This is a genomic window from Lacimicrobium alkaliphilum (assembly GCF_002591895.1).
Classification (GTDB): domain Bacteria; phylum Pseudomonadota; class Gammaproteobacteria; order Enterobacterales; family Alteromonadaceae; genus Lacimicrobium; species Lacimicrobium alkaliphilum.
Window position 1 is genome coordinate 21532 of record NZ_NISX01000019.1, and the last position, 12969, is coordinate 34500.

Genomic DNA, 12969 nt, shown 5'->3' on the forward strand with positions numbered 1-12969 from the left:
TTTATTACTTATCGGATCAGTTTAGCCAGCCAATACCGCAACAATTGCAATAAGCCCAATAGCATAAACCTTGGATTGTGCTTTAGGTAGCGCCATAATAACCGCCTGGGCTCCTGGCTTAACCGATAGCACCATTCCAGGCCGCAACGCTGCATCCACAAAGGCGCACGTTTCTTGTTGCCGGTCACGAAATCAACCGCAGCGCCCACCCCGACCATAACAGGTCCAAGATGCTGATGGGAGGCCATCCATTGCTCCTGTTTAGGGCAGCCAATTGCAACCAGCAGTAATTGTACCCCTGCTGTGCGTATCTGTTTCTCAACTTCCGCATCTTCTTCTGTGGTCAGAGGCCGAAATGGCGGCGCATAACGGTAAACCAGACGCAGTTGTGGATAACGCTGCACCAGATCGTCTGTCAGTTGTTGCAACTGCATGGCATCTGTACCACCAAAAACGCCAACATTAATTTGCTGATGCTGTGCCTGCTCACACAGGCCAAGAAAGAAATCCTCTCCGCGCACCTGGCGGGCGTCTCGGTAACCCATCAATTTTTGCATCCATAACAGCGGCCGGCCATCAGGCAAGCGCAGGCAGGATTGGCTCAGAACTTCAGCAAAAGCGGGGTGATCGTGGGCTTCCATGCACATATGTACATTGGCAAGACATATATAACCACCCTGCCGCTTATGTACCCGGGTCAGTGCGGTTTCTATGGCCTGGGATAAATTGGTTATTGCGACCTGTAAGCCCAATACTTGCGCTGTCAAGTTAACTGTCCCTGTCTGTCAGATTCTGGTAAATCGCCTCTAACATGGCGAGATTACGCTGAGGTGTATAGTGTTTAAGATACGTTTGGCGGGCATTATGCCCGAAACGACGCAAAAGTTCAGTTTCCTTCAGCATGCGTTCCACCTGAACAGCCAGGTCATCGACATTCTCAGGATCGAACCAGTGCCCGTTTTCCCCCGGTTGTACTAATTCGCTCAACGCACCTGACCCACTGACTAATACCGGTGTCTGATGGGCGAATGCCTCCATCACCACATTACCGAATGTTTCCGCCACCCTTGAGGGTACCACCACCAATGCGGCGCCAGCGTAGAGTTGGCTCAGTGCCCCGGCCTGCTGCTGACCTTTGAATACGACCTGAGGCGGACAGGACAGATTCCGGGGCCGGGATACACCTGCCACGATCAGAGGCATATCAATGTTCCACCAGGCCCGAAGCAACAGATCCAACCCTTTTGCCTTGTCATCACGGCCCACAAATAAGACATACTGACGCTGGCCGTTCAGATCTACCGACTCTTTCTGACTCGTGGGATCATCACAAAAATGTGCTTTTACCACTAACTTTTCAGGGTCAAAGCCTGCGCACAGGAACTGACGCCTGACAAAATCCGACGGGCAGATAAAGGTATCTACCTGATGCTGCCAGGTACCCATAGCATGGTGCCTTGCTATCATTCTGGCAACGGCAAGGCCTGCGAAAGCCGAGCCCTGATAAGCGCCAGATACGGCCTGAAGCAGATTTTTTTTAACGCTGAATGATGGGTTTTGAGACTCAATAACTGCCGTTGGTGTCAGTAAACGAAAATTATGCAGGGTCAGTACGGTTTTCATTCCCAGTTGACGGGCCTGATAGAAAATCGCCGGTGACAACCAGGGGAAAAAGTTGTGTACATGCAGAATATCTCCCTGACCAACGCCAAGTTCCTGCAGGTGCGCCATGGCCCTGGGGTTCCAGCTACAACACAGCGCCGCCCGTATTTTCTCTGCCATTCCCGGACTGGCATTATTATGACAATACCAGGGAATAAGCTCATGGCCCATGGCCCGGATGATACTGGCCTCACGCTCCACCACCCGATCTTCACCGCCCGGACTGGCATAGAAATTATGTGCCTGAACCACTTTCATCCGGCCTCCTGCGTGGACAGGCACTGGCGGATGCCGTTGCAAAACGCAGTGGACATGGCCTGCAGGCTATATTGCCGGGAAGCCGTAAGCGCTCCCTGACTTAACCGCTGCATCTCAGCAGAATCCGCCAGCACAGCGGCCACACTACAAACGATATGATCAATCAACGGCGGTAATAACAGACCATTGACACCATCTTCCAGATAAGCGATTTCCGGACTGTGAACAGGCAAGTCACAGGTGATATAGGGCAAACCAGCAGCAAAGGCGTCCAGAATTGCCAGACCAGTAAGCCCGGGGTTAAGTACCAGACTGGCTTCAGCGTAGGCTCGGGCTTTATCCTCACCAAAGCAGGGGCCGCGATAATCCAGCCAGTCAGCCGCGGGCAAGGTGTCTTGCAAAGGGCCGGCACCGAGTATAATCAATTTGCTGATACTGCCTCGCTGATACAGCTTTTGTGCGCTTTGCAGCAATAAATCCAGTCGCTTATGCTGGTACAGAGCACCACAATATAACAGCACGGGCAAGCCTTCTGTCTTTGCCGATGTACGGCGATACTCATACACCTGTCCGGCCAGCACACGGGTATCAATACTGTTGTTCAGTGTCGTGATGGCTTCAGCCGCCATACCATGACTTCTGGCGTACTCCGCCACGGGGGCGGTATAGGCAAAAAACCAGTCTGCCCCGCCCATAAGATAGCGCTTGATCCTTTGCCGCCAGCTTTTCTTGTGGCCCTGATGGTCATAACCATGCCCCCAAAGGGCTAATTTTGGACGCCCGGCAAATACACGCCTCAACATCAGATAGTGATTAAACAAATGGCGATTGGCCTGCTCGACGATGATCAGATCATAGCTACCGGGCTGTGACATAACGTGCCAGGTGAGCCTGCGCCATTGCCAGGTTTTGATCAACGAATAGTAGGAGGCAGGTGGCTGCTCGCAGTTATCGCCTTTGGTTTTTTCCACTGCATCCGGCGATGCAAAAGCAATATGCAATTCAATGCCCTGCTCTGCCAGTTGCCGGTGCATCTGTTCAAACAGCGCAAGGCGATAAGTTTTAAGCACATGTTGAAGGATCAGAACCCGTTGCATCAATCCGTCTTCTCACTGCCATTTGGCTTGTGCGTATCAGCGCGTAGCAATAACCATACATAGGGAAATAACTTTCGTAACAGTCCCTTAAACCATAACAGCGGCCAGACCAGGCCACCATGGCGGCGCACAAAATACAGCCACTGCGAAACAGGAACAAAACAGGCCGGATTATCCAGCATCTTGCGACGCCGGGATAGTGGCAGACTGCGGTCAAATACCGAACCTGTTTTGGAATTTGAGCGACACTCACCAAATAACCCCGGCGCTACCAGCAGTGCAAAACCTGTTTTTTTTAGTCGCAACCCATAGTCGAAATCACCCAGCGCATGGGTGTAGCGTTCATCGGTTATGCCAGCTTCATTCACCACATGCTGAGGAATAAAACACAGGTTGCCATTAATAAAATCACAGGGCCGGGGATAATCTGCCGGGTGCAGCAGCGGGCCAAACGCCAGTGGATGCCAGCGCGACTCTGAACATCTGCCACCATAACTGGGAATATCAGTACCCGGCTCGACAACAGTACCCACCAGCGCACCAATGTTGTGCTGTTCTGGTTGTTCCAGATAACAGCATAACAGCCGCAATAAGGCGTCAGGAAATAACGCCACATCATCATTCAGCCACAGATAGCCATCATACCGACAAGGCAAAACCCGTTGCCACAAAAAACGCATGGCGCCATTCCAGTACATTGAGCCTGTGCCACGATATAGCCTGACCTGAGGAAATTGCTGAGCCACCGCCTCATAAGTGCCATCGGCACTGCCATCATCAAGCACATGTACATCCAACTGCCAGTCTTCAGGCAGCCGCTGTTGATATAACTGATGCAGGCAATTCAGTGTTGTCGGTTTGCGGTTATAACAACATATGAGTACGGCCAGTTTCATGCTCTGTGTTCTGCCTTTTTTGCTGTGCTGGCTAATTGCTGCCGACATCCGGATAACAACGGATAAAGAATGATCAGTTCGGCCACCAGCAGTGCCCAGAGACTACTTACTGCACCGGAAAATACCACCAGCAATGCAACAGCAGGCAACGCAAACATGGCCGCCAGAGTACAAATCCGTGCCAGCAGGGCAAATTGATCACTGGCCTGCAACAAGGTTGCCGGGGCCAGGCGAACACTGCGGATCAACATAATTGCCGACCAGAGCATCAGCACAAGATACATGGAAGACTGCTCGGACTGACGCCAGAGACCATGCTCCCCCCAGACAACCAGCGCTGCCACCAGCAACAGATTAGCAAACCAGCTTAACAATGCCCATTGGCGCAATTGCGTGTAACTTTGATAAACATCGGCGTATATGGAATGGAAAACACCGCGAACCAGCAAAGGTCGTTCATACATCGCCATGGCGCCCTGTAATACCAGGGTGGGACGAAATAACAGTGCCGCCGCCGCAATAGGTGCGAACGCCGCCGGCCCCGCCAGCAGACTGATTAGATAGCTGTGACCATTCGCCGTGGCTTCCAGACTCAGCGCACCGACAAATGCCGGGCGTCCTTGGCGTTTCACCCCCACCCTGACATGCCGCCACTGGGGGTTAAATGGTGAATTCGCCAGCAATCCAAAGTGACGTTTTCCCAGCGCCAGTACACCCACTGCCTGAGCAACGGCGCAAAACTGGAGTGCAGAGAGTAAGCTGACCTGTTCCTGCGACCACAGCAATATCGCGCTACTGAGCATCAGTGCCGAAGTCGTCAGATCGCTGTTAACCGTAGATTCTGGCTGAGTACTGAGACAATAATGCCTGCCAAACCAACGTATGACCCCAAAACACAACATCAGCATAGCCCAGAATGCTTCTGATGATTGTAATCCAAGAGCCAGCGCAATAGCGCCCTGAACCAACACACAAGGCAGGATCAGAATAAGGTTGGCAGCAAAAAATCCCCTTAAGCCTGCATCGGTGTGCACGGGGTGCTTGAGGAATAACAACAGGGGTGCGCCCAGCAAGGCATTGCTGACCCCAAACGCCAGCCCCTGACTGATTTGCAGCATCGCAAAGCTGCCAAACTCCGCTGCGCTGCCATAACGCAGCAGCAGTAAGGAGAAGACGAGATTGGCCACTGCCAGTGACGCGGTGCCGATGATACTCTGGGAGCGGTGCCATCCTGGCCAGCGCATAGTGATTGATTCCCACGTTATTGCCCGTAGATCGGGAATTACTGCAATATAGCAGCGACCTGAGCACCCATAAGATGCGCGGCTAATTTACCACAAAATCAACTGCTTGGCATAATTCCTCAATGGCAAAACCAGGCAATACTATGCTCCCCTATACAAATAAAAAAGTCACTGGCTGACAACAGGGCATGGCGTAAACAGACCACGAATATCCCCTTTTTGGTTTCCAGGCAATACCTGTGGATTTACAGACACCTTGTTGGTCTGTACTTCGCCGCAGTATAGACATGTAAACACACGCAGATAAAACCAGATTAATAAATGATGATGTAATGAAGGAGCAGAATATTGGCGATCTTGAAGATGTTGCGCGCTGGGTTCCGGGCCTGACCGTAACCGACCAGGGTGGCCGTGAGGGCTCGCCGGTTATCGTGCGAGGGCTGAACACTACCTCTTCTGACCGCGGCACCGATGCCGGAACCGTCGCCAAATACCTGGGCGAGATCCCCCTTAATATTAACTTGCGGCTGACAGACTTAGAGCGGGTTGAAGTATTGATTGGTCCACAGGGCACACTGTACGGTGCAGGAACCTTAGGTGGCGCGATCCGCTATATGTTAAAAGAGCCGGTAATGGATTTCACTGAGGGTGAGATCCGTGGTGACTTATTTACCCTGGCTCATAGCGATGATGTAGGTGGCGAAGCCGGGTTTGTATTTAACACACCAATTATTGAAGACGAACTGGCGGTGCGCACCAGCATCAACTATTACGATCGTCCCGGTTATGTCGATTACAACTATGTAGTGCGTGAGCCAGGCGTTTCTTTGCCGGATCCGGATTGGTCAGATCCCGCAGCCATCGACGCTAATTTGCGTCAGGTGGAAGATGCCAACGACGAGAAAATTTTTACCGGGCGGGTATCTTTGCGCTGGGCACCGAATGATGATTTCAATGCAACGCTGAATTACTTTTATCAGAAATCGGAGCACGGTGGTAACTCTATTGTTCAGTACCAGAGCATCAGTGACCTCAATCCTATCTCGAAATTGATTGGCCCTTATGAATCTGCCTATCGTTACGAAGAGCCTAATGAAAAAGAAGATCAATTACTCAGCCTGGAAGTTAACTATGACCTCGGCTTTGCAGAACTGGTATCAGCGACTGGTTTCAGTACTTATGATCAGGTAGGCCAGCGAGATCAGACTGACCTGCTGTATGATATCTACTCTGGCTATGCTGATTTCCCGGCTTTTGCCGCCTTTACCCGCGACACCGGTGAAGAAGACGTGTTCACTCAGGAAGTTCGGTTAGTCTCTCAGGGCTTATCTGACTGGAACTGGATTGTAGGGGCATTCTACAATCATCTGGAAAGTAGCTCCGATGACAGAGAATATACGCCCGGTCTGACCGAGTTCTGGTGGGGTTCCCCTGATGGACAGCCCAACATTGAACAGGATCTGGAGTACATAATATTAAGCGACTCAAAAGATATCGAAAGAGCCGTTTTTGGTGAAGTGGGCTACCAGGCCACAGAGGACCTCAGTCTGACTGTCGGTGCAAGGCTCTATGAATACGACGTCTGGTCACAATCAGGCTCCGCCACCCCGCTTTATACCAGCGTACCGGTGGACAGCCTGAGCGATATCAGCCTGAGTCCTACCCGTGCTAAAGACGACGGCAGTTTGCTCAAGTTTAATGCCAGCTATCAGCTCAACAGTGATGCCATGGTTTACTTTACCGTCAGTGAAGGGTTCAGACTCGGTGGTGCTAATGGTTTGCGCCCCTGTACAGACGAAGATCTGGCCAGCGACCAACAAGTAGTATGTGCACTGCCTGAAGAGGTATCTTTTGACCCGGACACCACCACCAACTATGAACTAGGTCTGAAAAGTACCTGGTTGAGAAATAAGTTCCACTTTAACGCAGCGCTGTTCAGCGTCGACTGGGATGATGCGCAAATACAGGTCACCTCAGTCAATGGACAGGAAATCATTACCGGGAATGCCGGTAAGGCCAACTCCAAGGGGGTTGAGCTGGCTACCCGGGCGATTCTCAGTGATTCTCTCACGGCTTACGCGACTTATTCCTACGCCGATGCCCACTTAACCGCGGATGCCCCCGATTTGTTTGGTCGCGGAGTGGGTGCACTGGACGGTGATCGTTTACCTGGCGCCGCCAAACAGCAGTTCTCAATGGGTGTCAGTTATGAGCAGGAAGTGTTTGACGATAAATTGTTGATTGTGAACTATGGCCTGACCGTTCAAAGTGATGTCGTCACAAAAGTCGGTGCTCGCGAGGATGGCGAAGTGTTACCCGGTTATGGTGTCAGCAATCTGTCATTAAAGCTGGATTCCTTTGACTGGTCGGTTACTCTGTATGCCAATAACCTGTTCGACAAGTATGCTTATACAGGCACTCGCAGGGACAAGTCCTGGGCCAACGGTGGCCGCAATTTACCTGAGTTGCAGCGTGTTTATGGGCACTTTTTGTTACCTCCCCGTACTGTTGGGGTAAAATTTAACTATAAGTTCTGACAGAACATTATTGATATTGTATAAGGGCGCCGGGAGGCGCCCTTATTATTTATAATCAAATCGAAATAACTGATGAAACGAATTTCCGATCTGCATAGTCAGGCCATAAAACTGATCAATAACAAAGCGTTTATCGACGCCCACCCACTGGTGGTTAATATTATCCGGCAGGATCCAGAACATGCGGATGCTTATTTTTTGCTGGGCATCATTAATATGGAAGTGGGCCAGCCGGAAAAAGCCATCCAACTGATAGAAAAAGCCCGGCAACTGGATGCTGATAGTGAAAGAGAATATCTGGTTTACCTGATTAAAGCGTATTCGCTAACGCGAAACCGCGAAAAAGTGGAGAATCTGGAGGGCATTTTCTCTCAGCACAAAAGTCACAGCCCTCTGCTTCTCGATACCGTTGGTGTTGCCCTTAACAAGGTTGGGCTGCACCACCAGGCAATGGATTATTATCAGCAGGCCATAGATCAGGATGCCAGCAAAGAGAGCTTTTACTATAACTATGGTACCGCCGCCAAATTTCTCGGACGTTTTGATATTGCCAGAAAAGCGTTTAAGCAGGCCATCGAGCTTAACCCACACTACGTCAAAGCCTACTTTGCCATGACCGAGCTGTCTGAATCAGTCGCTGAACTGGTGCCGGATATGCAGAAACTCATCAGCCAAGTCAACAACCCGGATGAACAACTGCATCTCGCCCATGCCATGGCCAAAGAATATGAAAAACAGAATCATTACCAGGACGCCTTCAGTATTCTTAAGCAATACAAACAGCACACACTAAACAGAATAAAGTATGATCATCAGGCTGAGGATAGCCTTTTTGATGCGTTACATACTTTGGCCGAATCACCGATTCAACAACAGGGCTGCGCCAGCAACCAGCCGATATTCGTGGTAGGTATGCCGCGCTCAGGCACTACTCTGATGGAGCGTATTCTCTCCTCCCATTCTATGGTGTATTCCGGTGAGGAGTTGCATGACTTCTCAATTACGGTAAAGGCGCATACAGGAACCGCATCAAAAAGGCTGTTAGACAAGGCCGTTTTAACTGCCGCCTACCAGGCTGATCACACGCAAATTGGCAAACAGTATATTCAGCGCACAGCGGCTCTGAGCAAAGAGCACCCTCATTTTGTCGACAAACTGCCGTTTAACTTTTTGTATCTGGACTTGATCCGTCGCGCCCTTCCCAATGCCAAAGTTATTTGCATGCTCAGAGATCCACTGGATACCTGTATTGGTAATTTCCGGCAACTCTTTTCTTTACAGAATCCCTTCACCGCTTATGCACTGGATCTGGACAGAACGGCACAGTATTACCAGAGGTTTTATCGCTGGGTACACCAGTTCAACGACCTTCAGCACCCCAATTTTAAAATCGTCCGTTATGAAAGCCTGGTTACCAGCCCTGAATCACAGATCCGTGACATTCTCAGTTTCTGTAATTTGCCCTGGCAACAGGCGTGTTTGCAGGTGGAGAACAATTCGGCTCCGGTTTCCACTGCCAGTAAAGTGCAGGTGCGAGAACCCATCAATACCAAGTCCATTGAACGCTGGAAACGATATCAACCCCATACCGATGAGATCGAAGCCTTCTTTAAAGCGCAAGGTATAGGGGAATTGAGTTAGCAAAGTGGCTTGTCTGCTTAACCACATCTGGTATTATCCAAACTGGTCATACCAGAAGGATTCAGCATGTCTGCCAACAACCCGTTACGTAAATTCGTCGATAAGGTGAGCCGTTACCCTGCCTGGCTGGGTAACCGCCTGATCACCTGGGTGTTTTGCCATAAAGTTAAACTGGCGGGCACCACCGGCCTGGAGATCCTCGGCACAGATGGCTCCTGTGTAACATTCCGGCAAAAAAACCGGCGTAAGGCACAGAATCACATCGGCAGTGTGCACGCAGCCGCCATGGCCCTGCTGGCAGAATCGGCTACCGGATTTATCGTTGGAATCAATTTGCCGGGCGACAAATTACCCCTGATTAAATCAATGAAGCTGAACTATCTGAAGCGGGCACAGGGAGATATGACAGCCACCGCAAGCCTGACACCAGAACAAATTAAATTGATGCAAAGTGATGACAAGGGCGAAGTCAATGTAGCGGTAAAGGTCACCGATGCCACTGGCACCGAGACTGTAGCCTGTGAAATGCTCTGGGCCTGGATAACGAAAAACAGGACCTGATTTTACAAGAATATTTGTTACTGTTCCGCGCACAATAAAAATGTCTCTTTGCCGCTGTTTTTTATTGACAGCCCGGCGTTTTAAATCTATTTAGTCTGTGACAAAGCCTCATAAAAAAGGGGCTTTCATTCCTGATGTTAACAACCTTTTTGTTAGGGATGCCATTATGGCTAAATTAAGCAAAGAACAGCTCCTGAAACGACAGTTTCTGGATCCCAAGCACTACCCCTATGGCTTCGCCCGCTCTGGTGATTTTTCTATCTCCGAGAGTCAGGCACTGAGCCGCAATGGTTGCCTTATCGCGGCACTGGTTGACGGTGATCTGGAACCTCAAAATGATGAAGAAGAGAATATGCTCGCTGCTGCACGGGGTGAACAAGAACCCGGTACCGTGGCGGAAAAGGCCTGGTGCAAGTATCAGAAGCGCATAAATCGTCCGCGTATGGGCAGTATCTATGGCAGTCGTTCTGGTAGCATCAGTGATTCTGATGATATTGGTGAAAACAACGAACTTGAAATAGAGCTCGACGATTAATACCCACCGGAAGGCTATCTCCTCACCGGGGAGGCCTTCCTTTTGTTTTACCCTCACGCAGAATCAAAACATCCATCCTATTTTTTCCTTATATAGGGATAATTATCTCACTTTTAACGGTTTTTCTGTTTAAACCTACCTATTGATTCAGTATAGTGCCGGGTAAGCAAGATGAACCTTCTTTTCAGCACGGTCACCTTGCAGTCAGTTTAGTCAGAGAACCGGCTGATGCCGGTATGTGCCATACCAATCCAGCCAATAAAGTTAATGGGAGTGTTTCTGGTGGAAATGATGTCGGGTGCCGCCATGGTGGTAAGAGCACTGAAAGACGTAGGGGTAAAGCATGTGTTCGGATATCCCGGCGGTGCTGTACTGGATATTTATGATGCATTGTATGCTCAGGAGGATGTTCAGCACATTCTGGTCCGCCATGAGCAGGCCGCGGCCCACATGGCGGATGGTTACGCCAGGGCAACCGGGCAGACCGGTACGGTTCTGGTGACCTCTGGCCCAGGTGCCACCAATACGATTACCGGCATCGCCACGGCCTACATGGACAGTATACCGATGGTCGTCCTGTCCGGGCAGGTGCCGTCGATGCATATCGGTGAAGATGCCTTTCAGGAAACCGATATGGTGGGCTGTTCGCGCCCTATCGTAAAACACAGCTTCCTGGTTAAACGGGCCATCGATATTCCCGAAGCTATCGCCAAGGCTTACTATATCGCCAACAGCGGCCGGCCAGGGCCGGTAGTGGTAGATTTACCCAAAGATACGGTGAATGTGCAGGAAAACCATCCTTATCGCTTCCCGGAAAAAGTACAGATGCGCTCCTACAACCCCACCATCAAGGGGCATCTGGGCCAGATCAAAAAGGCGCTGAAGGTACTGCTCAAAGCCAAACGCCCGATTGTTTATGTGGGCGGTGGTGCCATTGCCTGTGATGCCAGTCCGCTGGTTACTGAGCTGGCAGAAAAACTCAAACTGCCGGTGACTAATACCCTGATGGGCCTGGGCGCTTTCCCCGGTGATCATCCGCAATTTCTGGGCATGCTGGGCATGCACGGCACGGTGCAGGCCAACAAGACCATGCACAATGCCGACTGTATTCTGGCGTTGGGTGCCCGTTTCGATGATCGGGTCACCAACAATGTGCAGAAGTTCTGCCCCCATGCACAGATCATTCATGTAGATATCGATCCGGCATCCATATCGAAGACCATCAATGTACATATTCCGGTGGTTGGTTCAGTAAAAACGGTGCTGACCCAGTTTTTCGAGCAAATGCATGAAATTGATGAGAATGAACGCAAAGATCAGTTGCATGACTGGTGGGAGCAGATAGAAGCCTGGCGCAGCCGTGACTGTCTGGCCTATGCCAAAGACAGTGGGCTGATTAAACCGCAACAGGTGATTGAGTCTTTGTACAAACACACACAAGGCGATGCCTTTATTACCTCAGATGTGGGTCAGCATCAGATGTTTGCTGCATTGTATTATCCCTTCGCTAAACCCAGACGCTGGATCAACTCCGGGGGCCTTGGCACCATGGGTTTCGGTCTGCCGGCAGCGATGGGCGTACAGGTAGCCCACCCGGATGCGGTGGTAGCCTGTGTTACCGGCGATGGCAGTATTCAGATGAACATTCAGGAGCTGGCCACCTGTTTGCAATACGGCATGCCGGTAAAAATCATTTCGCTGAATAACCGGGCGCTGGGTATGGTGCGCCAATGGCAGGATATGAACTATAAAGGGCGCCATTCTCATTCTTATATGGATTCATTGCCGGATTTCGTCAAACTGACTGAGGCCTATGGTCACGTGGGTATCAAAGTCGAAAAACCGGAAGAACTGGATGACGCCATGGCCCGCTGCTTTGCTCTGAAAGATAAACTGGTATTTATGGATATTGCCGTAGATCAGAACGAACACGTTTACCCCATGCAGATTAAATATGGCGCGATGGACGATATGAGACTGAGTAAAACGGAGCGCAGCTGATGAGAAGAATTATATCCGTGTTGATGGAAAACGAGCCAGGCGCGTTGTCACGTATTATTGGTCTGTTCTCTCAGCGTGCGTACAACGTCGACTCTTTATGTGTGGCACCCATTGATGATTCCAGTCTGTCGCGACTGACTATCACCACTCAGGGAGATGACAAGGTCATCGAACAGATCACCAAACAGGTGAATAAACTGATCGATGTGCTGAAAATTTCCGATTTAACCGAAGGCAGCCACGTAGAGCGTGAGCTGATGCTGGTCAAAGTGGGCACCCGCAACGAAAACAGTCGCGCCGAAGTCAAACGCACTGTGGAAATTTTCCGCGGGAAAATCGTCGACGTCACACCGAAGAACTACACCATTGAGCTTACCGGCACCAGCGATAAGCTGGATGCTTTTGTACAGACCATAGGGCAAACGGGTGAGATCATAGAACTCTCCCGCACCGGCGTCTGTGGCCTGTCACGTGGTGAAAAAGCCATGCGCCCTTAGCGGGTAAATAGAAAAGCAAAAACGCCAGCATCAAGCTGGC

The 12969-nt window shown here is 50.6% G+C and carries 10 protein-coding genes and 1 pseudogene; 6 read left to right on the forward strand and 5 right to left on the reverse strand.

Features of this window, described 5'->3' with window-relative positions:
- Positions 1-8 precede the first annotated feature (8 nt).
- From CDA54_RS15980 to CDA54_RS16000, 5 genes are read right to left on the reverse strand one after another with little or no spacing between them, the layout of a single operon-like run.
- Complete coding sequence (locus CDA54_RS15980; RefSeq protein ID WP_099036044.1) at positions 9-767, reverse strand: WecB/TagA/CpsF family glycosyltransferase; 759 nt, start codon at positions 765-767, stop codon at positions 9-11.
- A 1-nt stretch (position 768) separates the two neighbouring features.
- Positions 769-1920, reverse strand: coding sequence for a glycosyltransferase family 4 protein (locus tag CDA54_RS15985; RefSeq protein ID WP_099036045.1), 1152 nt, complete (start codon positions 1918-1920; stop codon positions 769-771).
- Positions 1917-3017, reverse strand: a complete 1101-nt coding sequence (locus CDA54_RS15990) for a glycosyltransferase family 4 protein (RefSeq protein ID WP_099036046.1) — start codon at positions 3015-3017, stop codon at positions 1917-1919. The genes CDA54_RS15985 and CDA54_RS15990 overlap by 4 nt, the downstream gene beginning before the upstream one ends.
- A complete protein-coding gene (locus CDA54_RS15995; protein WP_180237251.1) occupies positions 3017-3913 on the reverse strand; it encodes a glycosyltransferase family 2 protein in 897 nt (298 codons plus the stop codon). Before CDA54_RS15995 ends, CDA54_RS15990 begins: the two co-directional genes overlap by 1 nt.
- Positions 3910-5157 carry a hypothetical protein gene (locus CDA54_RS16000; RefSeq protein ID WP_099036048.1) on the reverse strand — a complete coding sequence of 416 codons (1248 nt, stop codon included), beginning with the start codon at positions 5155-5157 and terminating at the stop codon, positions 3910-3912. Before CDA54_RS16000 ends, CDA54_RS15995 begins: the two co-directional genes overlap by 4 nt.
- A gap of 317 nt (positions 5158-5474) precedes the next feature.
- On the opposite strand from CDA54_RS16000, the pseudogene CDA54_RS16005 reads away from it, so the two are divergent.
- The 6 genes and pseudogenes from CDA54_RS16005 to ilvN form a co-directional block, all read left to right on the forward strand.
- Positions 5475-7694 (forward strand): annotated as a pseudogene (locus tag CDA54_RS16005) (TonB-dependent receptor); the annotation flags it as partial.
- 72 nt (positions 7695-7766) lie between these two features.
- Positions 7767-9335, forward strand: a complete 1569-nt coding sequence (locus tag CDA54_RS16010) for a tetratricopeptide repeat-containing sulfotransferase family protein (protein WP_099036050.1) — start codon at positions 7767-7769, stop codon at positions 9333-9335.
- Positions 9336-9401: 66 nt separating this feature from the next.
- Entirely contained in the window at positions 9402-9896 is a 495-nt protein-coding gene (locus CDA54_RS16015) for a DUF4442 domain-containing protein (protein ID WP_099036051.1), read from the forward strand.
- A gap of 166 nt (positions 9897-10062) precedes the next feature.
- Positions 10063-10431 (forward strand): MaoP family protein, encoded by a 369-nt coding sequence (locus CDA54_RS16020; RefSeq protein WP_099036052.1) that lies wholly within the window; start codon positions 10063-10065, stop codon positions 10429-10431.
- A 282-nt stretch (positions 10432-10713) separates the two neighbouring features.
- A complete protein-coding gene (locus tag CDA54_RS16025; RefSeq protein WP_099036104.1) occupies positions 10714-12432 on the forward strand; it encodes an acetolactate synthase 3 large subunit in 1719 nt (572 codons plus the stop codon).
- Entirely contained in the window at positions 12432-12929 is a 498-nt protein-coding gene (gene ilvN, locus CDA54_RS16030; protein WP_099036053.1) for an acetolactate synthase small subunit, read from the forward strand. The genes CDA54_RS16025 and ilvN overlap by 1 nt, the downstream gene beginning before the upstream one ends.
- The last annotated feature ends 40 nt before the right edge of the window (positions 12930-12969 follow it).

Coding starts and splice junctions, on each gene's coding strand:
- CDA54_RS16020 (WP_099036052.1), top strand. CDS start 10,063: ATGGCTAAATTAAGCAAAGAACAGCTCCTGAAACGACAGTTTCTGGAT.
- CDA54_RS16010 (WP_099036050.1), top strand. CDS start 7,767: ATGAAACGAATTTCCGATCTGCATAGTCAGGCCATAAAACTGATCAAT.
- CDA54_RS16000 (WP_099036048.1), bottom strand. CDS start 5,157: ATGCGCTGGCCAGGATGGCACCGCTCCCAGAGTATCATCGGCACCGCG.
- CDA54_RS15990 (WP_099036046.1), bottom strand. CDS start 3,017: ATGCAACGGGTTCTGATCCTTCAACATGTGCTTAAAACTTATCGCCTT.
- ilvN (WP_099036053.1), top strand. CDS start 12,432: ATGAGAAGAATTATATCCGTGTTGATGGAAAACGAGCCAGGCGCGTTG.
- CDA54_RS15985 (WP_099036045.1), bottom strand. CDS start 1,920: ATGAAAGTGGTTCAGGCACATAATTTCTATGCCAGTCCGGGCGGTGAA.
- CDA54_RS15995 (WP_180237251.1), bottom strand. CDS start 3,913: ATGAAACTGGCCGTACTCATATGTTGTTATAACCGCAAACCGACAACA.
- CDA54_RS16015 (WP_099036051.1), top strand. CDS start 9,402: ATGTCTGCCAACAACCCGTTACGTAAATTCGTCGATAAGGTGAGCCGT.